Raw genomic sequence first — 21,179 nt, forward strand, 5'->3', positions numbered from 1 at the left:
TACTGGGCAGGTGATAAATCAAGATGAAGCTGATGCTAGTGCATAGTGAAAAGGATAGACTGCAAATCGCAATCGTCGATAAAGGCCGTTTATTGGAATTTTATATGGAAACCAGAGAGATGGACAGCCAACTTGTCGGGAGTATATTTAAAGGAAGAATTGTGAACGTCCTTCCAGGCATGCAGGCGGCGTTTGTGGATATAGGACTTGTCAAGAACGCATTTCTATATATTGACGATGTGCTTCATCCCCATCTGGACCAGCAGCCGAAGGAGAAGCCGACGATCGCTCAGCTTCTGCGGGTCGGTCAGGAGATTCTGGTGCAGGTTGTCAAGGAGCCTCTCGGCGGTAAAGGGGCGCGCGTAACCACACATTTCTCGCTGCCGGGGAGATTTCTCGTGTATATGCCTCATGCCGCCTATGTCGGAGTATCCAAAAAAGTGAAGATGGAGCAGGAGCGGACAAGGCTGCGTTCATTTGGTGAACGTTTCCGCCATTCTGATGAAGGAATTATTCTGCGCACCGCGGCCGAGGGCGAGGCCAGTGACGCGCTGCAGACGGATGTGCAGTTCCTGCGGGAGCTGTGGCAGGGGATCGAGGCCCGTTCGGAGGATACTCCGGTACCCGCGGAGCTTCACCGCGAGGCAGGTCTTGCCCACCGGCTGGTGAGAGATCTGCTTACTGTGGAATTGGACGAGGTTTGGATTGACGATCAGGAATTTTACACCGAGACGGAAGCTTTAATCAGGCAAATGGCGCCTACCATGCAATCCCGGCTGCGGTTCTATGATCAGTCTCACTCCAGTCATTCTTCTGTGGGGCTCATGAACCGCTATCAGGTGAATCATCAGCTGCAGGAGGCATTCGAGCGCCGTATCCGTCTGAGCAGCGGAGGAGATCTGGTCTGGGACGAAACGGAGGCTTTTACCGTGATTGATGTCAATACCGGTAAATTTGTCGGTTCGCGCGATTTGGAAGATACGGTGTTCCAGACGAATATGGAAGCGGCCGAGCAGATTGCCAGATTGCTGCGGCTGCGTGATGTAGGCGGCATTATTATCATTGATTTTATTGATATGGAGCAGGAATCGCACCGTGAACAGATCGCACACCGGCTGGAGAGTTTGCTCAAGCTTGACCGCACCAAATGCCAGGTTGTCGGCTGGACCCGTCTTGGACTGCTGGAGCTGACCCGCAAGAAGGTTCGTGACCATGTCATGAATCAATTGCTGGAGGTCTGTCCGGTTTGCAAGGGCAGGGGCAGAGTGAATATGTCCAGGCCATCAGGTGGCAAGTAAATAAACAGGCAGTTTGATAGCTGGAATGGAATTATATTGTTGCTATTGTGACTTATCCTGTGATAATATATTATGGTGCCTGTAGGAGTGGGATTTTTCCCCTGCAGTCATTTACCGCACAGAACAGGTTGACAAGCCCGGCCGGTTATTGAATCGGAAGGCACCTGCATCAGGCGAGTCTTCGAAAATAAGGAGGTGCACTACATGTTCGCGATTATTGAAACGGGTGGTAAACAATACAAGGTTCAAGAAGGCGATGTTCTTTACATCGAGAAATTGAACGCCGGTGATGGCGAGAGCGTAACGTTCGACCGCGTACTGGCTGTTTCCAATAAAGATGGTCTCGTAACCGGAACTCCCGTTGTTGCTGGAGCTTCTGTTACAGCTACAGTTGAGAGACACGGCAAAGGTCAAAAAATTATCGTTTACAAATACAAGGCGAAGAAAAACTACCGTCGTAAGCAAGGTCATCGTCAGCCGTATACGAAAGTAACGATTGGCTCGATCAAGGCTTAAGTGAGGGCGCAGGGATGATTACGATCACTATTTTGCGGCATTCCGCCGAGAATTCACGTATCGTATCATTTGCGATTGAAGGACATGCGAAGTTTAAGAATCCAGGCAAAGATATCATTTGCGCCGGGGTATCGGCCATTTCGGTCGGTACAGTCAACGCGATTGAGGAGCTTGCGGGCCTGGAGCTTCCAGCTTCCATGGACAATGGGTGGCTGCAGTCTGATATTCCGGAGCAGAGCGATCCCGTTATGAACGAAAGGGTACAGCTGCTGCTGGAATCGATGATTGTTATGCTCAGCACAATCGTAACCTCTTACGGAAAGTACGTTCAGATTCGTCAACTAACTCGGTAACAAAGGAGGGTACAACCATGTTGAAACTGAATCTTCAGTTATTCGCATCGAAGAAGGGTGTAGGTTCCACAAGAAATGGTCGTGACAGCCAATCGAAACGTTTGGGCGCCAAACGCGCAGACGGTCAATTGGTAACGGCGGGCAGCATCTTGTTCCGTCAACGCGGAACCAAAATCCATCCGGGCAATAATGTCGGGATCGGAAAAGATGACACATTATTCGCATTAATCGAAGGCGTTGTGAAGTTTGAACGCTGGGGACGTGTACGTAAGAAAGTTAGCGTATACTCGGTCGAGGCTGCTCCGGTAGCTGCGGCAGTCGAAGCGCAATAATCAAGCTCGCCCCGGTCTGCACGCAGGCCGGGGCTTCCTTTTTTTCCTTAGGCGGCGCCTGGAAGCATATGCTATACTGGTAATGGCTAGGAGAGAACAGGAAAGTAGGATCGGTCCATGAATCGCTTTAACAGGAACAAGTATTATGCAGCCGCGTCATTGATTATCCCAACCGCTGCCGTTCTCGCATGGCGGTTTGAGCCTTGGTTTTTAGCGGGTTTCGTTGTTTGGTTCGTGGCGGCCGGAGCGGTCTGGGCATGGTGTGTACGAAAAGAATTTGCGTTACGGGAAGCCCGGATGATTCATGTACAGCAGACATTATCAATAACAACTTTGAATCATCATCGTCATGACTGGATGAATGATTTGCAGGTTTTATACGGCTATATCAGGATGCAGAAGGCCGAGAAGGCCGTTCAATGTGTGGAGCAAATAAGAGAACGAATGATGACTGAGAGCAAGATCGCCAAGCTCGGCGTTCCATCGCTTGTCACTTTTCTGCAGTCCTTTCGAACGCTGACGAATGCGGTGGAGCTGGATATTGATATTGAGGGTGACCTTAATTTCATGGAATTGGGTATTGACGGTCATCGCGCGGCACAGACTATGCAGGACATTATTGATGCGTACCGGCTCGCGGTTAAACCGGATTCCGGAGATGCGGCTAAGCTGCTGGTCGATCTATCGCTGAACGAGAATACAATGACCGCATCGTTTCATTATGACGGCGGAATGAAGGATACAAACGAATGGAAGCATAAATGTAAACGGGCGATGACAGATTCGCCGCTGAGGGCAGCCGGAGCGGATATAGAACCGGACAATTTGGTGCTCCATGTGGAGCTTGTGAAATAAACGGAGGCTGGGGCATGTTTGTCGACAAAGCAAAGATTTTTGTAAAAGGCGGGGACGGCGGTAACGGTATCGTATCCTACCGCCGGGAGAAATATGTTCCCGAGGGCGGACCGGCCGGCGGAGACGGAGGCCGGGGAGCCGATGTGATTTTTCGCGTGGATGAAGGGCTTCGGACGCTGATGGACTTCCGGTATCAGAAGCATTTCAAGGCGGAGAAGGGCGAACGCGGCAAAGTAAAAAGCATGCATGGAGCCAATGCCGAGCACATGATTGTCCGGATACCGCCAGGCACGATTATTATTAATGACGATACCCAGGAAATTATCGCCGATATGACCCAGCACGGCCAGCAGGTCGTTGTAGCGCGCGGCGGACGTGGCGGACGGGGAAACTGCCGGTTTGCCACCGTAAGCAATCCGGCTCCGGATTTTGCCGAGAACGGAGAAGAAGGCCAGGAGCGCTGGATCGTTCTCGAGTTGAAGGTAATGGCGGATGTTGGACTGGTCGGATTTCCGAGTGTAGGCAAGTCTACGCTGCTCTCGGTCGTTTCGGGGGCGAAGCCGAAGATCGGCGCGTACCATTTTACAACGCTTTCACCGAATCTTGGTGTGGTCGAAGTCGGCGACGGCAGGAGCTTCGTCATGGCGGATCTGCCGGGTTTGATTGAGGGAGCTCATGAAGGTGTGGGACTGGGCCATGATTTTCTGAGACATGTGGAGCGGACGCGTGTTATTGTGCACGTGGTCGATATGTCTGGATCCGAAGGAAGAGATCCATTCGAGGACTGGAATAAGATCAATGAAGAGCTGGCTCTGTATAATCCGCTGCTGGCCAAACGTCCTCAAATCATTGCCGCCAACAAGATGGACATGCCGGATTCACAGGAGCAGCTGGAGCTGTTCCGAGAACAGTTGAGCGGGCTGGACGGCGAGATGGAGTACGAGATCGTTCCGATGTCTTCTCTGACCAAGCAGGGCGTGCAGGAACTGCTCTACAAAGCCGCGGATCTGCTTGAAACTGTACCGGAAATGCCGCTTATCGAAGAGGTCAAGGATGTAGCAGAGCGTAAAGTATATACGCTGGAGCAGCAGGAAGACGAGTCCTTTACCGTCGGCAAGGAAAACGAAGGCTTCTATGTCGAGAGCGCAGCAATCGAGAAATTTATGAGGCGCGTCAATTTGAACACGCATGATGCCGTCATGCGGTTCGCCCGCACACTGCGGAAAATGGGAGTCGACGCCGAGCTGCGTAAAATCGGAGCGAAGGACGGCGACACCGTTCGGATCGGGGATTTCTCATTCGAGTTCTTCGAAGGCAGCGATTATTTCTACGAATAAACGCTTCTCCCGCACTGGCTGATTTGGCATAGAAATGAAGTGGGACAGGAATAAGACGGACCCGGATAATATGCCGGGTCCGTCTTATTTTTGTTGGAAATACAAGAAAATTTAAATTCAGGTCTATACTATGCCAACGTTTCTAGGGGAAGAAGCGTTGTCCCTGAGGACGGCAAAGTTGTTTCTTCTTGTTTAAGAAGACACATACGGGAGCATTAAGCCTCAGGCTTCCCTCTTCTGTCAAATCAGGTATAATAGAAATATTGTGTTCATGGAATTGCCTATTGCCGCTTCGGTGGATATTCGATATAATGTCCACTATAGAAGAACAGATGTCTTTCTTAGGAGGACGGTTAGTGGCGGAACGATATTTTATCGTCCGAGAGGACATTTTGCCTGAGGCGATTGTCAAAACGATTCAGGTCAAAGAGATGCTCCAGCGCGGCGAGGCCGCTACTGTCCATGAAGCGACAGAGCGTGCCGGGCTGAGCAGAAGCGCCTTCTATAAGTACAAGGATGGCGTTCATATGCTGAATCAGCTCGAACGTGAACGGATCGTCACGATCTCCATGGATTTGGATCACCGATCCGGTGTCTTGTCCAAAGTGCTTGGTCTTGTTGCAAGCTCGGAGGGCAATGTGCTGACGATTCACCAGAGCATTCCGCTTCAAGGATTAGCCAATGTAGTAATTTCTGTCGATACTTCGCAGATGGGCGGGACGCTGACGGAGCTTATGACAGCCATTCATGAACAGGATGGCGTCCGCAAAGCGTCGGTCATCGGACAAGGATAGAACGAGTTGATGGAGGAGAAATCATGAAACCGGTAAAAGTGGGACTGCTTGGTCTTGGAACGGTTGGAACGGGTGTTGTTCGGATCGTCGAGGGACATCAGGAGGATTTGCAGAGCCAGGTGGGTTCGCCGATCGTTATTGATAAAATATTGGTGCAAAATGTGAATAAGAGCCGCGCGGTGAATATTGATCCGGGCAAGCTTACAGAGGATCCCTGGGATATTATTCATGATCCGGATATTTCCGTTATTGTCGAGGTCATGGGCGGGATTGAACTGACCAAAGGTTATATTCTCGAAGCATTGGCGAGGGGCAAGCATGTCATTACGGCCAATAAGGATCTGATGGCTCTGCATGGCCCCGAGATTCTGGCCAAAGCGCAGGAGCATGGATGCGATGTGCTCTATGAAGCCAGCGTCGCCGGAGGCATACCGATCATCCGCACGCTCGTCGAGGGTTTTTCTTCTGACCGGATCACAAAAATTATGGGGATTGTCAACGGAACGACCAACTTCATCCTGACCAAAATGACGCAGGAGGGCACTGCGTATACCGAAGCGCTGGCTGAAGCCCAGCAGCTTGGCTATGCCGAAGCGGATCCGACATCAGATGTCGAAGGGCTGGATGCGGCCCGCAAAATGACCATTCTTTCGACACTTGGCTTTCGTGCGAATATTGCACTGGAAGATGTGGATGTGAAGGGAATTTCATCGGTCAGCCGCGAGGATATTTTATATGCGGGCCGGCTTGGATATGTGGTGAAGCTGCTTGGAATTGCAGAGAGCCAGGATGACTTTATCAGCGTCAGCGTGCAGCCGACAATGGTGAAGCATACCCATCCGCTTGCTTCGGTCAATGGCGTCTTTAACGCGGTTTATGTATTTGGCGAAGCCGTCGGCGAAACCATGTTTTATGGCGCCGGAGCAGGAGAACTGCCGACGGCTACATCGATTGTGGCTGATCTGGTGGCTGTCATCAAGAATTTGAAGCTCGGTGTCAACGGCAAACAGGCGCTGCTCTCCTATAAGCAGAAGAAGCTCAAGACCGATGAGCAGATTGCATCGAAGTATTTTATGCTGCTGCATGTCGATGACCGCGCAGGCGTTCTGGCGAAGATCACGCAAGCCTTTGCAGAATGCGAGGTCAGTCTGGAATCGGTGCTTCAGCAGCCCAATGCAAGCATACCCGAAGCGGAAATCATCATTATTACGCATGATGCCAGCAAAGCGGCAGTTCTGAAGGTGCTGGAATCCTTTGAAAGTATGGATGTGGTTAAGACCATCAGGAGCGTTTACCGTGTAGAAGGCTGAGTCAGGCATTTAAGCAAGGAAACTAACTTTGCCGCCCAGGGGGCATCAAAGCCGTTTCTCTATGTATAACCCTTTTTGAAGGAGTATTGACACGCATGAGATACCTTCGTTTGCTTCAGAACGGCAAAGAATATTTGCCTGTAGTCTCGGATTGGGATGTGGTGTACGATGACTGATCGCAAAATAATCGTTAAGGTTCCTGCCAGCACGGCCAATTTGGGTCCAGGTTTCGACACGCTGGGCATGGCGCTTTCCCTCTATTCCTGGCTGGAGATGTCATTGCCCCGAAGCGGCAAGACGGTCATTGAACTGCATGGCGAGGGCTTGGATGGCATTCCGCTGGATAAGTCCAATCTGATTTACAAAGTAGCACAGCTGGTATTCGCAGAGGCAGACATTGAGATTCCGGAGCTGCACATCGCCATGTACAGCGATATTCCGCTTACCAGAGGACTTGGGAGCAGCGCTTCGGCTATCGTCGGAGCCTTGACGGCGGCCAACGCCCTGGTTGGCTTCCCGCTGACGGACGACCGGCTGTTCCAGATCGCGACGAAGCTGGAAGGGCATCCCGATAATGTCGGGGCTTCGCTTTTTGGCGGCATTGTTGTCTCGGCCTGGGACGGAGAGCGGGCGGAGAAGGTTCGCCTTGATCCGCATGGAGATCTTGAGGTCCTGGTAGCCATCCCGGCGTTTCATCTAGCAACGGAAAAAGCCCGTCATGCGCTGCCCGCGCACATACCGCATGCAGATGCAGTCTTCAATGTCGGCAGCAGCTCGCTGCTCGTCGCCGCATTGGCAAGCGGGAAGCTGGAGCTGATCAAGCATGCGATGCGGGACCGGCTGCATCAGCCTTACCGGGCCGCACTAATTCCGGGAATGCAGGAAATACTGATTAAGGCAACAGAGTACGGTGCTCTTGGAGCTGCTCTTAGCGGGGCGGGGCCGACACTGCTGACTCTTGTTGATACTAACAGTCTGCGCAAGGCGGAACTGGAGCAGTTTCTCATTCAGACACTCGGCAGGGCAGGAATCAAGGCGGAGACGATGTGGCTTAAGCCATGTGCGACTGGCCCTGAAATAACCATTCTGCAGGGTGAAGAGAGCGGCGGCTCGCTGCTGGAGCGGATTAAAGGAGAAGTAAGAGCATGATACGAGTTGCGTGTTTGACACAAGGATCAACATCGGATGAGGCGGCGAGATATCTGTTCTCCGGCGTCGAGGTTGATTACAAGTACTTTCGGATTATTGGAGATGTTTTTCTTGCCACAGCCGACGGGACAACCGACTACAGCATTATTCCAATAGAAAATACGATTGACGGCTCCGTAAGCCTACATACCGATTGGCTGATTGATGAGGTGAATCTGCCGATTCAGGCTGAGTGGGTATATCCTTCCATCCAGAATCTGATCGGGCCGCTGGCAGAGCTCTCCGGCGCAGACGGAGTCCTGGATTACAACCGGATTACCAAGGTAATGAGCCATCCTGTTGCCATGGCGCAGTGCCTGCAGTACCTGCGCAAGCATCTTCCGCATGCGGAACTGGAGCATGTGGGAAGCACGGCTGAAGCGGTAAGCATCGTAAGGGAAAATCCGCTAAGCGGATGGGCGGCTATCGGTCAGACGACGGCAGCATGGAACAACGGGCTTGATGTGCTTGAGCGGGGCGTAACCGATCATGACAACAATTTTACACGATTTCTTCTTATAGGCCCGGAGCCGTTGACCAGCAGACAATCGCAGGCATATAAAACAAGTATATTAATTACGCTGCCCGAGGATTATCCTGGTGCGCTTCATCAGGTGCTGTCGGCTTTCGCGTGGCGCAAAATCAATCTTTCCCGCATCGAGTCGCGCCCGACGAAAAAAAAGCTGGGCAATTATTATTTTCTGATCGATATCGAAATGTCATTGGATACCGTGTTGCTTCCATCCGCAATCAGCGAGATTGAGGCAATTGGCTGTCAGGTCCGCACGCTGGGCAGCTATCCCAGTTTCACATATGAAGGCTAATATTCCTGGAGGTGCACACACGCATATGGCAGAGCAAGTTATTTATTTGAATGGAGAATTCGTTACTAAGGAAAATGCAAAGGTATCGGTTTACGATCATGGCTTTCTTTATGGCGATGGAATATTTGAAGGGATTCGCATATATAACGGCAATATTTTCAAATGCAAGGAGCATCTTGACAGGCTGTACGACTCGGCAAAATCCATAATGCTGGATATTCCCCTTTCCTATGAGGAAATGGAACAAGCCTTGGTCGAGACAATCCGGCGCAATGAGTTCCGCGACGGGTATATCCGGCTGGTTGTGTCCCGCGGACCCGGCAATCTGGGGCTTGATCCGAACCGCTGCCCGACCGCATGGGTAATCATCATCGTCGAACAGCTGGCCATTTACCCGCCTGAAGCATACCGCGACGGCCTTGTCTCTGTATCGGTATCGCAGCGCCGCAACATCCCGGATGCGCTCAATCCGAAGATCAAATCGCTCAATTACCTCAATAATATTCTGGTTAAAATCCAGGCTAATCTTGCAGGCGTAGGCGAGGCAATCATGCTGAATGCCCAAGGCTATGTGGCGGAAGGTTCAAGCGACAATATTTTTATTATTAAGAAAGGTGTCGTGTACACGCCGCCCTGCTATGTCGGAGCGCTTGAAGGCATCACCCGCGCAGCCATTATCGAGCTGTGCGATAAACTGGGCTATAAGCTTAAGGAAGAGCCGTTCACGCTTCATGACGTATTTGTGGCCGACGAGGTGTTTTTCACAGGGACGGCTGCTGAAGTTATCGCTGTGCGCGAGGTGGACGGCAGAACGATCGGCTCCGGCAAAGCGGGCCCAATCACAACACATTTGCTTGAAGAATTCCGTAAGATTGTTGAAGTGGATGGCGTAAAAGTATACGAGTAATCATGGTTTTATTAGGGCCTGCTGCGGGATTTTGTCCCGCGACGGGCCAATTTTTTTTTGCTAAAGAGTGTGGCAGCCGCCTATCTCTCGCATAGGATGTAGGGATTGGTGGATGGGCGTTCGCCGCTGCCCATAAACTACAGACCGTGACAGGAGGTAAGTGGCAAGTGAAAATTCATATTGTGAAAAAAGGCGATTCATTATATATGATCGCTCAAAAGTATGGCGTGTCTTTGGAAGACATTGTTGAGCTTAATCCATCCATAACAAACGTAGATATGATTGATGTGGGAATGAAGATTAAAATCCCGGCATCGAAGCCGGAAGACATGGAAATCATGCATCAGCATGAGGTTAAACAAGGGGATACACTTTGGAAGCTGTCCAAAGCCTGGGGCGTTCCGCTGAGCGATATGATTAAAGCCAATCCTCAGCTCAAAAACCCGAACGTTCTGCTGACGGGTGAGATTGTCAACATTCCCAAGACCAGCACTCCGGGTCAAATGCCGCATATGCACGATGAGCATCATGAGGATGCAGGCCATCATCCGCTTCATCCATCTTCGGTGATGCAAGGCGTACAGGGTTTGATGGGGAAGATGTCCACGGCACCCTTCATCGGCAAAAAGCCGACTGGGCAAAAGCCGAGCACGATGCCTGTTCCAACTCCTGTCCCGACACCGGTTCCCATGCCCCTTCCAGAGCCTGCTCCTGCTCCAATGCCTGTTGTGCCAGTGATGGAGAAGCCGAAAACGTACCCGATCCATGTCGAATACGAGAAGCATATCGATTTGTTTCAACAATACGGAGTGCCGGCTACCGAGGTAATGTCATTGTATGATATGCCTAATATGCCGGAGAATGTCTCGCCGGCAATGCAAACTCATGGATACGGCTATCCTATGACTTCCCCGGCAATGTCCGGAGGCTATGGCCATCCAATGACTTCTCCGGCAATGTCCGGAGGCTATGGCTATTCAATGCCAACCGCTGTGAGTCCCGCTGAGATGGGGCCGGCTAATTGGTGTCCGCCTGGGCAGGTGATGGGCTCATCAACACTGCCTTGGGGAGCTCCGGCGCCAATGCCCTACGGACCGATGAGCGGTTACGGGATGGAGAACGAAATGGTATCTCCGGCAATGATGATGCCGCAAGGAGGGGGCTACGGGCAGTATGATCAAACGGCCGTGTCTCCGGCAATGATGATGCCGCAAGGAGGGGGCTACGGGCAGTATGATCAAACGGCCGTATCTCCGGCAATGATGATGCCGCAAGGAGGCGGCTATGGGCAGTATGATCAAACGGCCGTGTCTCCGGCAATGATGATGCCGCAAGGAGGCGGCTATGGGCAGTATGATCAAACGGCCGTATCTCCGGCAATGATGATGCCGCAAGGAGGCGGCTATGGGCAGTATGATCAAACGGCCGTATCTCCGGCAATGATGATGCCGCAAGGAGGGGGCTACGGTCATTATGATCAAACGGCCGTGTCTCCGGCGATGATGGGGCCATATGGAGGTTATCCGTCTGCAACGCTAAGCCAGGCGGAATCACCTTATCCGAGCTATAATTATGTCGGAAATGGCCAGGTGGCAGCCCAGCAGACCACCGGTTCCGGCAAAAAGCCCTGCAACTGCGGCTGCCATGACCGCGATGAGGAGGAGCAGGCCGAAATAAATGAGAGCGTCGAGCAAAGCCAGCCGGCCAAGGTGGCTAAAATCCGCAAGCCCGCTGCCAAGCCAGCAGTCCGGGTATCCCGTAAGGCACAGACCCAGCAAAGACAGAAAAACCGCGGCTCCTACCCATGGATTAACCGATAATTGAATTTAAATATATGGCTCTCTCCGGTCCTCGTTGGACAGGGGAGAGTCTTTTACTAACTGCTTCCGAAGTGAAAAATGTCATGTCCGGTCCGTCTTCTTCATTCTATCAGGGCTTTTGTTTCACAATGTTCCAAGGCGCATATTTCCTGAACAATGGAGGAATACTAGCAGAAAAGTTAAAAGGGGAGTTCCTCCATGATGGAATTCAGCCTGTGGAAGCAGTTGAAGAAGAGAATCCGCCGCCGCCGCCGATCCTTGTGGACGCTTGGCTCTATGCTCGTCCTAGTTAGTATATCGGCACTATCTGAAGACGTTTATGCTGCTAGCCTTCAGGATAGCAGCAGCTCCATGAACATAGCCTGGGTCGATGTCTCCCGAATGCTGCCGGAGATGCATGGAGAGAGTGAATCCTCTCCTGCTGCCAGCAGCAGTGTCATCAAGCTTCTGGCTGAGCATCAGGGGCAGGTGAAGGTTTGGCTGCATCGGACGTATATATGCGGTGAGGAGACGTCTTCACTTGGAACAGCGGATGCCCGAGCCGTTCTTGGGATGCTTAAGCAACACCCTGAATGGACGGCGGTTATAGGTGAAAACAGTTCGGTTGTAATGGAGCAGAGGATGGATGACTTGTCAGAAGATTGCAAAAGCCATGCCTATATTGGAATGGACAAGGATGGCAACCTCACATTATTCGATGGGCCGCCGAAAAAAGAGAAAGTCATGCGGACCTTTTTTCAGCTTGATGTTAACTACATGGAGAGCAGTCTGCCCAAGGAGCGAATGGATGAATTATTGAACGGTATACGGATAAGCGATCTGGACGGATACAACAGCGTGTTGTCCACATTCAGCGACTATGCGCTGGACGAAAGCGAGAAGGTCATGAAGTCCACTTATTGAAATAGAGGTGAAGCAGGACGTGCGTGGGTTGCCGCATGTCCTTTTTTGTGTGCATATAAGATTCCGGTGAAAGACAAAACGCGTGTTCTCATTCCGCTTATCATTTGTTATAATGGGAGGTAGGCAAAAAAGGCCAATTGACTGGCATGAGGAGAGATTAGGCCTTGCGTGTATTAGGAATCGATCCGGGAATCGCCATTGTAGGATTCGGATTCATCGATAAAATAGGACATAAACTTGTTCCCGTCCAGTATGGCTGCATTGAAACCAAGGCGCATACTCCCCAGGAAGAGCGGTTACTGCAGGTGTATGAGTCGACTTGCTCGCTCCTTGACAAATATAAGCCGGATACTGTAGCGGTCGAGAAGCTTTTCTTCAACCGGAATGTGACAACAGCCTTTGCGGTTGGCCAGGCGCGCGGCGTTATCATACTGGCTGCCGCGCAGCGGGGACTGCCGGTTTCTGAATATACACCGCTGCAGGTGAAGCAGGCGGTTGTGGGTTACGGGAAGGCGGAGAAGCGCCAGGTGCAGGAGATGGTCAAGATGCTGCTGAAGCTCAGCGCAATCCCGAAGCCGGATGATGTTGCCGATGCGCTGGCCATCGGAATTTGCCATGCCCATTCATCCGTGCTTACCGCTAAAATTAACGAGGTGACACGCCGATGATCGATTTTGTGAAAGGCCGCGTTGTTCATCTGGATGCTGAATATGTGGTTATTGATGTCCGGGATATCGGATACCGTGTCTATACGCCCAATCCATACGCGTTTGCGGCAGGAGATGAGAGTGTAACGGTTTATACCCATCATCATGTCAGAGAGGATGCTATACTGCTGTTCGGGTTTCAAAGCCGCGAGGAGCAGGCGATGTTTCGCAGGCTCCTTGAGGTTTCCGGAATCGGGCCGCGCGTGGCATTGGGGATCCTCGCAGGAGGAAGACCGGAGACAATTATCGCCGCCATCCAGCAGGAGAATGTAGCGTTTCTGATGAAGCTGCCGGGAATCGGGAAGAAGACGGCGCAGAGGATGATTCTGGACTTGAAGGATAAGCTTGCTTCCGTATCTCCGGGATTCGGCGTTAACGGAGGCTGGTCGCTTGAAGAGGACTTTGCTCCAGCAGGTGCAGGTGAAGGCGGTAAGGTTTGGCAGGAAGCACGTGAAGCTCTTGGTGCGTTGGGCTATACGGCGGCTGAGCTTGACAGGGCCTGGACCTTGCTGCAAGGCACGGCAGTTCCGGACGAGACAGTAGACGCGCTTATGAAAAGAGCGCTGCAGCAGTTGTTTAAAGGTTGAGGGGAAGGAGGCAGGCGCGAATGGATGATCGGATAATTTCCGCTAACCTCATGATGGAAGACCAGGCGGTGGAGCTTAGTTTGCGTCCCCGTTACCTGGCTGAATATATTGGCCAAACGCAGGTCAAGGAAAATTTGAAAGTGTTTATCGAAGCCGCCAAACTGCGCAAGGAAGCGCTCGATCATGTGCTTTTGTATGGTCCCCCGGGGCTTGGCAAGACCACGCTCTCCAATATTATCGCCAATGAGCTTGGAGTAAATTTGCGGACGACGAGCGGCCCTGCGATCGAGCGTCCCGGCGATCTTGCCGCATTGCTTACGAATTTGCAGGAAGGCGATGTGCTGTTTATCGACGAGATCCACCGTCTCCACCGGAGTGTTGAGGAGGTGCTGTACCCGGCGATGGAGGACTTTGCGCTGGATATTATGATCGGCAAGGGACCAAGCGCCCGCTCTGTCCGGCTGGAGCTGCCGCCCTTTACTCTTATTGGCGCCACCACAAGGGCAGGGTTGCTCTCTGCGCCTCTGCGGGACCGGTTCGGAGTGACCAGCCGACTGGAATTCTATAATGTTGATGAGCTTGCTTACATCGTCAACCGCGCTGCGGAAATATTGGGAGTGAGTGTGATTGGCGAGGCGGCCGGGGAGATTGCGACGCGCTCGCGAGGGACGCCGCGTATTGCCAACAGGCTGCTCAAGCGGGTGCGCGATTTTGCCCAGGTGCGCGGGGACGGGATTGTCACCCATGAATTGGCGCAATCCGCACTTGGTCTGATCCAGGTTGATGCGCTGGGGCTTGATCAAATCGATCACAAAATGCTCCGTGCCATGATTTCCAATTATCGCGGCGGTCCGGTGGGTCTTGACACCATTGCCGCTACAATCGGCGAGGAGAGTCAGACGATAGAGGATGTATACGAGCCTTATTTGATGCAAATCGGATTTCTCCAACGTTCTCCGCGCGGCCGCATCGTCACACCGCTCGCTTATCTTCACCTTGGTCTGCCTGTGCCGCAGCGTTTTACAGGTGATGAGGAGAGTTAGCGGCAGCCATAAGCGTGTGTTCGTTCGTATGCCTGCAATGACCCTTTGATATGGAGCATATCGGGTAGTTTGGCTGAAGGAACAAAGGAGGCGGTCTTCTCAAATGGGGAAGCGCGTGAAGGAAAATGAAGGCGAGAGGCTTATCGTTTTGTATGACGGTGTCTGCAATTTGTGCTTGACCAGTGTGCGGCGAATGAAGGAGCTGCGCTCATCGGCGGATTTGAGGTTTATCTCCATCCAATCCCTCGAAGAGAGTGAGGAGGAGATTGCAAGCATTCAATCATTCCCCCGCGAACAACTGCTCTCCAGGCTTCATGTCATTGATCAGGGCGGGGCTGTTTATGCAGGAGCAGATGGTATAGTTCGTATTCTGCGTACTGTCCGTAATTTGAAGTGGGTGGCTCTTCTCTACCGTATACCGGGTATGCGGGGAATGGCTGATTACTTGTACAGATATATTGCTGCAAGACGTTATGACTGGTTTGGCAAAGCAGACGATGGCTGTACGAATGGGTCGTGCACCCTGCCGAGGCGTGAATAAGCATAAGGGGGATGAACGGCATATGAATGTCATGCGTGCAGGCTCTGATAAGAAGGCTGCGGGATCAAAAGGTCCCAAAGCAAGCTACAACTGGGCCGCTACTGCAATGCTTTCAGCACTTGTATTTCTGCTGGTTGCTGCTGCACAGCCTGCTCAGGGAGCGGTTACGTCACTGGATACCATCCGGGTGGGGCTGTTCCTGGATGTTCCGGGCAAATATACGCTGAATACGGCGACAGCCACAGTCTCCTCCGCAGCCCCGATCCAGGTGGGCTTGAGGCAGCCTTCCGGCGTTACGCCATTGTTTCAATCATCCGCTGGAGAGTCGATCCGTTTCACATTGGACGACTATAAGCCGAAGGTGCTTGAGACCGGCGACTTCCAGACGGCGCTCAGTGCCGCCAAACGGTTGAAAGCAATAGGCGGAACACCGCTGCTGACTTCCCTATTCGAAAACAACGGAACAGCATACCAGGTTCTTGAAGGTACATACACAACAGCAGCAGCAGCGCGCACCGCCAGTGAGAAATGGCAGAAGGACGGCACAATCGCTGCTCTGGGAGGACAAGCCAAGCCGGATATCACCGGTCCTCTGCATGCTGAGGCAGGCTCGTTTAACACCCGGGAAGAAGCTGCGGCTGCGGCGAAATCGTTCGGAGCAGCGGGTATTGACGCGTTCGCAGCAATCAAATCTGTTGGAGGCGCAGCGGGTTCCTACACTGTCATTGTCGGTGCTGCTGCTGATTCGGCCGCATTGGACAATATCAAAGCGCAGGCTGCCGCAGCGGATAACGGCTTGCCGCTGACCGCAACCGATCCCGCTGCCGCTTATGTCATTATCCGCAATGATCATACCATCTCGGAAGCGGCCGCCGCGCCTCAGATGCTGTATTCTGTCCCGATGGCCGAATCGAAGTTGTGGTTGTCCACATCAGCCTCCAGCGGAATTAAACTGACAGAACGATACAACCGCAGCTACCGGGGGCAAATTGAGCTGAGCGGAGTCAACAATAAGCTGACCGTTATTAATGAACTGCCCTTTGAACAATATCTGTACGCTGTTGTAGGAGCGGAAATGCCGGCCTCCTGGCCTGCCGAAGCCCTCAAATCGCAAGCGGTGGCTGCCCGCACCTATGCCTTGTTCCAAGGCTTTAAATTTCAGGTTGCGCATGTTGTGGATACGACGCTAAGCCAGGCTTACGGTGGAATTGGTTCGGAGAAGCCCACAACAATTGCCGCAGTGGATGCAACCAAAGGTGAGGTTCTTACGTATAACGGGAGCGTAATCGAAGCTTTGTTCTCTTCCAGCGCAGGCGGACAAACAGCTGACTCCATGGAAATCTGGGGCAATGATGTCGGCTACCTGAAGACAGTACCGAGCCCGGATGAATCCTCCGAGAAGGGACTCAAGCATTGGCAGCGCGCTGTCCTTCCGACAGGAGTGGTCGGTTATATCCGCGAGGATCTGCTGGAAGAGACGGGGGAGAAGAATGCAGCGGGCCAGCCGCTGATGCGGGTGAATGCCGACTCCGTCCAGGTCAGACCCGCCCCATTAGTGGATGAGAAGGCAGCTCCCGTGGCTCAGGTATCCAAAGGTACTTTGGTTACGGTCATTGAGACCGTAACTGAGTCCAACCAGATGTCGTGGATCAGGGGACCCTATACTTCCGACGCGCTGTTGGCGCTCATGAAGGGCAAGGTTCCAACCGCGGTGAGCGGAGCGGTCAAGACGTTCGAAGTGAGCCAGAAAGGTCCATCCGGACGTCCAACCGAGATTCTGGTCAATGGTCAGAAGGTGGATGTGAAAACACCAGACTCCTACCGTTCCGCTTTTGGAGGGCTGCCGAGCACGTTGTTTACCATTGACCAAACCGCGCGCTTAACGATTGCAGGCGCCAGCGGCCGGGTCAGCGAGAGGCCGGCGGAAGGCGGCACGCTTATGGCCGCGGGCAGCTCCCAAACGAAGGAGTTGAGCGGCAATATATTCGTTCTGAACGGTGATGGTACAGTGAGAGCGGCAACCACGGAACCGGCGTTCCGGTTTGTCGGGCACGGAAACGGGCATGGCGTGGGTCTATCGCAATATGGCGCTTTGGGACTTGCGGGATCAGGGTATGACTACAAATATATTTTGCAATACTACTTTAAAGATGTAACGATCATGAAGGAATGAGAAATAACAGATGAATGTAGATGATTTTGATTTTGAACTGCCGGAATCGCTGATTGCCCAGACGCCGCTTGCGGATCGAACCGCTTCCAGGCTGCTGAGCCTCTCTGCCGGGACAGGCGTTATCGGCCATCACCGTTTTGTAGACCTGCTGACGATGCTGGTCCCCGGAGACACCATTATACTTAATGATACGAGAGTAATGCCGGCCAGACTCCTGGGAATCAAGGCGGATACAGGAGCCAAAGCCGAGCTGCTTCTGTTGAAACAACTGGCCGGAGACCGATGGGAGACCTTGGCCAAGCCGGGCAAACGGTTAAAAGTTGGCGCAGAGCTGATTTTTGGCGAAGACAGCCAGGGCCAGCCTCTTTTGAAGGCTACGATTATTGGCGAAGACGACATGGGAGCCAGGATAGTTGAATTTCATTACGCGGGCATCTTTAACGAGCTGCTCGACCGCCTTGGCGAGATGCCGCTGCCGCCGTACATCAAGGAACGGCTGGATGACCGTGAGCGGTATCAGACCGTGTACGCGAAGCATGAAGGCTCAGCCGCCGCTCCTACGGCAGGGCTGCATTTTACGCAATCGCTGCTGGAGCAGATAACGGCAAAAGGCGTTCATATTGCCTATATAACTCTGCATGTCGGACTGGGCACGTTTCGGCCTATGTCGGTGGAACGAATCGAAGAGCATACGATGCATTCGGAATATTATGAATTGAGCGAGGAGACAGCTGCTGTGCTGCAGGCGGCGCGTGATCGCGGCAGCCGGATAATAGCGGTGGGGACTACCTCGGCCCGGACGCTGGAAACGGTGGCCAGCCGCTTTGAGGGAGGACCGATACGCGAGAGCAGCGGATGGACGGATATTTTCATTTATCCCGGTTATACGTTCAAGCTTGTCAACGCGCTGCTGACCAATTTTCACCTGCCGAAGTCAACGCTTGTCATGCTGGTCAGTGCGCTCGCAGGGCGTGAGGCGGTGATGAGAGCCTATCAGGAAGCAATTGATCGAGAATATCGCTTTTTCAGCTTTGGCGATGCGATGTTTATCTACTAGGAATGGACGAGAGCAAATTGGCGATTACTTACGAATTGATTAAAACCTGCAAGCAGTCCGGAGCCAGACTCGGAAGGGTGCACACTCCCCATGGAGTCATTGAGACACCGGCATTTATGCCGGTTGGCACTCAGGCAACGGTCAAGACGATGAGTCCTGAAGAACTGAAGCAGATGGATGCCCATATTATACTGAGCAATACCTATCACTTGTTTATTCGCCCAGGACATGAAATTGTGAAGAAAGCCGGCGGATTGCATAAGTTTATGAACTGGGACCGGCCTATTTTGACAGACAGCGGCGGATTTCAGGTATTTAGTTTGAGCAACATGCGTAAAATCAAGGAAGAGGGTGTGGAGTTTCGCTCCCATCTGAACGGGGACAAGCTGTTTCTCTCTCCGGAGAAAGCGATGGAAATCCAAAATGCTCTGGGCTCCGATATTATGATGGCTTTCGACGAGTGTGCTCCTTATCCAGCCGAATATGATTATGTGAAGAAATCGCTGGAACGGACCACCCGCTGGGCGGAGCGTTGCCTGGAGTCCCATGCAAGACCTCAGGACCAGGGTCTTTTCGCTATTGTTCAGGGCGGCATGTTTGAAGATTTGCGGCGCCAAAGCGCGACCGAGTTGACTTCCATGGATTTCCCGGGGTATGCTATTGGTGGGCTTAGCGTTGGAGAACCGAAGGATATGATGTATAACGTGCTTGAATGTACGGTTCCGCTGCTTCCAGCCGGGAAACCCCGTTATTTGATGGGAGTAGGCTCACCGGATGCTCTCATTGACGGTGCGATCCGCGGAATTGATATGTTCGATTGCGTTCTGCCGACCCGTATTGCGCGTAATGGTACAACCATGACAAGCAGTGGAAGACTTGTTATACGAAATGCCAAGTATGCCGAGGATTTTGGGCCGCTGGATCCGGAATGTTCCTGCTACACCTGTAAGAATTATTCCCGCGCATACATACGCCATCTTATCAAGGCGGAGGAAACGTTCGGTATCCGGCTTACGACGATCCACAATTTGCATTTTCTACTGCAGCTCATGAGGGACGTTCGCCAAGCAATTATGGAAGACCGGCTGCTCGATTTCCGGGAGACCTTCTTTGCTCAATACGGTCTGTTTGAGAACACCAAAGGATTTTAAGGAAAGGGGTGAAAGAAAATGACAGGATTAACATCTATTCTGCCATTTGTACTGATGTTTGCGGTTTTTTATTTTCTCCTTATCCGTCCACAGCAGCGCAAATCCAAACAACGCAGCAACATGCTGAGCCAATTAAAGAAAGGCGATAAAATCGTCACGATTGGCGGCATGCACGGAACGGTCTTGGAACTTAGCGATGATATCGTGGTATTGCGTGTAAATGACGCGACAAAAATTACCTTTGACCGCAGTGCGGTGAATAACATTGTAACCGCAAGCGCACCAGTCTCACTTGATAAGAAAGAAGAGTCAGCTACATAAATAAACAGCCTTCTTGTCAATAAAAGGCCGGCATCTGAAGAGGTTTCTTGCCTCTATCAGCTGCCGGCCTTTTCAATTGGAATTAAGAGATTCAAATGAATATATTCCAGTGGGCGTGGGAAGATCTTAGGATTCCAGAGTGATAAAATACCAATGGCTTTCCGGATGAATGGGAATTTGCGAGACGATGTTAAGTCCGCTGACATGAGCCAAATCCGTGAGCTCTTCCCGGGTCGGTATCGGAAACGGTTTCTGCTGGGCAGGCGTGAGACTGTTGAAGGCATCTGAAAATATTTTACCGCCGGAGGCTGCATGAAGCGGAGTGATGATGGATACCGAGCCGTCTCCAGCCAGAAATCCGCTTACCTTCTCAAGCATCCATTTGCGGTCCCGGGGTTTGACCTGATGCAGAACGTTATTCAGCATGACCAGATCTACCGGCTCTTTGGGACCCTTCCAGCTGCGAAAATCTCCCTGCACCAGTTCAATTCTGCCATGGTACTGACGTCTTGTTCCTTTTAGGGACTTGCCAATTAAAGAACGATTTTGCTCGATCCCTATTAATTTAAGTCTTCTGTCCCTTTTAGCCAGTTTTTTCAGATAGGTGGCACGGCCGCAGCCGATGTCCAGAATGGTTTTGGCTCCCTGCCTGCGCACCCATTGCAAGATTTTTGGGTAGGCGAGGGTCTCCAGCAGAGAGGAAAAAGAAGTCGATAATGATTGGGAATATGTATGTGTGCTGTTAGAAGAGGCTGTCAACAGGTCCGGGAAGCGCAGCAGCGTCGGAATGTGGATCTCCATCATTTCCTCCAGCCAGTGTCCTATCGATTCGTTGCTTTCGCTTGAAGCATACTGCCGCATGATGGAGCTTGTCATATAGATATCCCCGGTTTTATGCAAATGCCCGACTTCAACCCCCACATCAGCCCACTGCTGAAGCAGCAGAGGATCCAGCCCATAGCGTTCGGCAATATGGGCAATGGTGCCACCCTGAGAGAACCGGTCAAACAGCTGGGCGGTATAGCCAACATAAGCATGCCAGCTCGAGATAAAGGAGGTATTTTGTTTTGCCCATTTTTTGGCCTGAAAATGGCGGTTCCATTCAATTATGTGCTCTATCATGAGAGCACCTCCCATTGTGCGTTCTTTTGTTCGATGCAGG

Annotated in this window: 22 protein-coding genes; 21 read left to right on the forward strand and 1 reads right to left on the reverse strand. The window is 52.1% G+C overall.

Translation table 11 applies throughout. The features are described 5' to 3' along the window. Nucleotides 1-23 precede the first annotated feature (23 nt). The 21 genes from ACFOLF_RS30235 to yajC all read left to right on the forward strand — a co-directional run bounded on the left by ACFOLF_RS30235 (nt 24) and on the right by yajC (nt 20,017). A complete protein-coding gene (locus ACFOLF_RS30235; RefSeq protein ID WP_210045655.1) occupies nt 24-1,298 on the forward strand; it encodes an Rne/Rng family ribonuclease in 1,275 nt (424 codons plus the stop codon). Nucleotides 1,299-1,502: 204 nt separating this feature from the next. Then, nucleotides 1,503-1,814: a 50S ribosomal protein L21 gene (gene rplU, locus ACFOLF_RS30240; RefSeq protein WP_210045656.1), complete on the forward strand. Its 312-nt coding sequence runs from the start codon at nt 1,503-1,505 to the stop codon at nt 1,812-1,814. A 14-nt stretch (nt 1,815-1,828) separates the two neighbouring features. After that, complete coding sequence (locus ACFOLF_RS30245) at nt 1,829-2,167, forward strand: ribosomal-processing cysteine protease Prp (protein WP_210045657.1); 339 nt, start codon at nt 1,829-1,831, stop codon at nt 2,165-2,167. Between the two features lie 17 nt (nt 2,168-2,184). Continuing rightward, entirely contained in the window at nt 2,185-2,499 is a 315-nt protein-coding gene (gene rpmA / locus ACFOLF_RS30250) for a 50S ribosomal protein L27 (protein ID WP_210045658.1), read from the forward strand. 117 nt (nt 2,500-2,616) lie between these two features. After that, complete coding sequence (locus ACFOLF_RS30255; RefSeq protein WP_210045659.1) at nt 2,617-3,354, forward strand: Spo0B domain-containing protein; 738 nt, start codon at nt 2,617-2,619, stop codon at nt 3,352-3,354. A gap of 14 nt (nt 3,355-3,368) precedes the next feature. Continuing rightward, complete coding sequence (obgE, locus tag ACFOLF_RS30260) at nt 3,369-4,691, forward strand: GTPase ObgE (protein WP_210045660.1); 1,323 nt, start codon at nt 3,369-3,371, stop codon at nt 4,689-4,691. 356 nt (nt 4,692-5,047) lie between these two features. Beyond that, entirely contained in the window at nt 5,048-5,485 is a 438-nt protein-coding gene (locus tag ACFOLF_RS30265) for an ACT domain-containing protein (RefSeq protein ID WP_210045661.1), read from the forward strand. Between the two features lie 23 nt (nt 5,486-5,508). Next, the gene (locus ACFOLF_RS30270) at nt 5,509-6,795 is read left to right on the forward strand and encodes a homoserine dehydrogenase (RefSeq protein ID WP_210045662.1); all 1,287 of its coding nucleotides are present in this window, start codon (nt 5,509-5,511) and stop codon (nt 6,793-6,795) included. Nucleotides 6,796-6,963: 168 nt separating this feature from the next. After that, nucleotides 6,964-7,944, forward strand: a complete 981-nt coding sequence (thrB, locus tag ACFOLF_RS30275; protein WP_210045663.1) for a homoserine kinase — start codon at nt 6,964-6,966, stop codon at nt 7,942-7,944. Further along, nucleotides 7,941-8,807, forward strand: a complete 867-nt coding sequence (gene pheA, locus ACFOLF_RS30280) for a prephenate dehydratase (RefSeq protein ID WP_210045664.1) — start codon at nt 7,941-7,943, stop codon at nt 8,805-8,807. Before thrB ends, pheA begins: the two co-directional genes overlap by 4 nt. 25 nt (nt 8,808-8,832) lie before the next feature. Continuing rightward, on the forward strand, nt 8,833-9,714 hold the full coding sequence (gene ilvE, locus ACFOLF_RS30285) for a branched-chain-amino-acid transaminase (RefSeq protein WP_210045665.1): 882 nt from the start codon (nt 8,833-8,835) through the stop codon (nt 9,712-9,714). Between the two features lie 167 nt (nt 9,715-9,881). Beyond that, nucleotides 9,882-11,534, forward strand: a complete 1,653-nt coding sequence (locus tag ACFOLF_RS30290; protein WP_210045666.1) for a LysM peptidoglycan-binding domain-containing protein — start codon at nt 9,882-9,884, stop codon at nt 11,532-11,534. A gap of 198 nt (nt 11,535-11,732) precedes the next feature. Beyond that, a complete protein-coding gene (locus ACFOLF_RS30295) occupies nt 11,733-12,437 on the forward strand; it encodes a BofC C-terminal domain-containing protein (RefSeq protein WP_210045667.1) in 705 nt (234 codons plus the stop codon). Nucleotides 12,438-12,601: 164 nt separating this feature from the next. Next, the gene (ruvC, locus tag ACFOLF_RS30300) at nt 12,602-13,105 is read left to right on the forward strand and encodes a crossover junction endodeoxyribonuclease RuvC (protein WP_210045668.1); all 504 of its coding nucleotides are present in this window, start codon (nt 12,602-12,604) and stop codon (nt 13,103-13,105) included. After that, the gene (gene ruvA, locus ACFOLF_RS30305; RefSeq protein ID WP_210045669.1) at nt 13,102-13,731 is read left to right on the forward strand and encodes a Holliday junction branch migration protein RuvA; all 630 of its coding nucleotides are present in this window, start codon (nt 13,102-13,104) and stop codon (nt 13,729-13,731) included. Before ruvC ends, ruvA begins: the two co-directional genes overlap by 4 nt. A 20-nt stretch (nt 13,732-13,751) precedes the next feature. Beyond that, nucleotides 13,752-14,774, forward strand: coding sequence for a Holliday junction branch migration DNA helicase RuvB (ruvB, locus tag ACFOLF_RS30310; protein WP_210045670.1), 1,023 nt, complete (start codon nt 13,752-13,754; stop codon nt 14,772-14,774). Between the two features lie 103 nt (nt 14,775-14,877). Next, complete coding sequence (locus ACFOLF_RS30315) at nt 14,878-15,315, forward strand: thiol-disulfide oxidoreductase DCC family protein (RefSeq protein ID WP_210045671.1); 438 nt, start codon at nt 14,878-14,880, stop codon at nt 15,313-15,315. Between the two features lie 22 nt (nt 15,316-15,337). Beyond that, nucleotides 15,338-17,488: a SpoIID/LytB domain-containing protein gene (locus ACFOLF_RS30320; RefSeq protein ID WP_379113737.1), complete on the forward strand. Its 2,151-nt coding sequence runs from the start codon at nt 15,338-15,340 to the stop codon at nt 17,486-17,488. 10 nt (nt 17,489-17,498) lie between these two features. Continuing rightward, a complete protein-coding gene (gene queA / locus ACFOLF_RS30325) occupies nt 17,499-18,545 on the forward strand; it encodes a tRNA preQ1(34) S-adenosylmethionine ribosyltransferase-isomerase QueA (protein ID WP_210045672.1) in 1,047 nt (348 codons plus the stop codon). A gap of 2 nt (nt 18,546-18,547) precedes the next feature. Next, nucleotides 18,548-19,696, forward strand: a complete 1,149-nt coding sequence (tgt, locus tag ACFOLF_RS30330; RefSeq protein ID WP_210045673.1) for a tRNA guanosine(34) transglycosylase Tgt — start codon at nt 18,548-18,550, stop codon at nt 19,694-19,696. 18 nt (nt 19,697-19,714) lie between these two features. After that, on the forward strand, nt 19,715-20,017 hold the full coding sequence (gene yajC, locus ACFOLF_RS30335) for a preprotein translocase subunit YajC (RefSeq protein WP_210045674.1): 303 nt from the start codon (nt 19,715-19,717) through the stop codon (nt 20,015-20,017). 126 nt (nt 20,018-20,143) lie between these two features. Here yajC and ACFOLF_RS30340 read toward each other — a convergent pair whose 3' ends face one another. After that, nucleotides 20,144-21,139 (reverse strand): class I SAM-dependent methyltransferase, encoded by a 996-nt coding sequence (locus ACFOLF_RS30340; protein WP_210045675.1) that lies wholly within the window; start codon nt 21,137-21,139, stop codon nt 20,144-20,146. Nucleotides 21,140-21,179 lie beyond the last annotated feature (40 nt).

It is taken from the genome of Paenibacillus sepulcri (assembly GCF_042647105.1).
Classification (GTDB): Bacteria; Bacillota; Bacilli; order Paenibacillales; family Paenibacillaceae; genus Paenibacillus_Z; species Paenibacillus_Z sepulcri.